Raw genomic sequence first — 1,204 nt, 5'->3', positions numbered from 1 at the left:
GAAATTATATTATTAGCAATCTTGGATATTGGATACATTTTTTTAATAGAATAAGCTAATAATTGCGCGCAAGAATATCGAATTATTTCTAAAGAAGATTGTTCTTCATTATTGATAATAATAACTTTAGAATCACTTTTTATCACAGTATCTACACCTAGCAATTAATCATACGCGTAAACTGATATACAAGATTGTGCCAAACTTACTTTAATATCTTTAACCATTTCTATTACCGAAACAAAATTATCATGTATCCTTTTACTTCCATCTAATAACATGATAATTAGCATCATAGATCCTTATTAACTATAAAATAAATTATATAGAATATAGATCTATTAAATCATAATATATTTTCTAAAAATATAAAAATAAATATATATTTAATATAATCTAATTTTTGCTTTGAATAAAACTATTTATATTTTTTATTAACAATAATAGTATTATTATAATAATTTTTATAATATCAAAAAAATAATCCCTATTTAATATAATATATTAAATATAGTATAAAATACCAAAATTTTAAAATAAGGATATCAGTTAAATAACACTGATACCCTTACTAATCGTTAAAAACGACTATCAATAGATTTTGCTAACCGATCAATCAACGAAACACTATCATCCCAACCCAAACACGGATCCGTAATAGACTTCCCATAAACTAAAGATTCATTATTAACTACAGTTTGGCACCCTTCTTCTAAAAAACTTTCGATCATAACACCAACAATAGCTGTAGAACCATTATAAATTTGTTTAGCTATAGATTCTCCCACATCACATTGTCTACGATGTTGTTTTAAACAATTTCCATGACTAAAATCAACCATTAAATACTCTGGTAAATTAAAATCTTGTAAATGTTTTACAGCTGAAGCAATATCTTCAACATGATAATTTGGTAACGTACCACCACGCATAATAATATGACAGAATGGATTACCACTCGTATGATTGATAGTCATTTTCCCATGTTTATCTGGCGCTAAAAACAAATGTTTTACTTTAGAAGCCCTAATTGCATCTATGGCAATACGAATATTTCCATCAGTACCATTTTTAAAGCCTACAGGACAAGATAAAGCAGAAGCCATTTCACGATGTATCTGACTTTCTGTAGTTCTTGCACCTATAGCTCCCCAACTAATAAGATCTGCTATAAATTGTCCAATTACTATATCCAAAAATTCTG

At 26.8% G+C, this 1,204-nt stretch carries 2 protein-coding genes; both read right to left on the bottom strand.

All coding sequences use genetic code 11. From position 1 onward, the window contains the following. Nucleotides 1-164: 164 nt before the first annotated feature. Entirely contained in the window at nucleotides 165-296 is a 132-nt protein-coding gene (locus LDP10_RS02910) for a hypothetical protein (protein WP_265197247.1), read from the bottom strand. A gap of 282 nt (nucleotides 297-578) precedes the next feature. Continuing rightward, a partial coding sequence (locus tag LDP10_RS02905) for a 3-deoxy-7-phosphoheptulonate synthase (RefSeq protein ID WP_265197246.1) occupies nucleotides 579-1,204 on the bottom strand: 626 nt, incomplete at its 5' end.

It is taken from the genome of Buchnera aphidicola (Pemphigus obesinymphae), assembly GCF_026122815.1.
GTDB lineage: Bacteria > Pseudomonadota > Gammaproteobacteria > Enterobacterales > Enterobacteriaceae > Buchnera_C > Buchnera_C aphidicola_BJ.
Note: the sequence above shows the minus strand (reverse complement) of the source record. Positions and strands in the feature narration are given on the sequence as shown.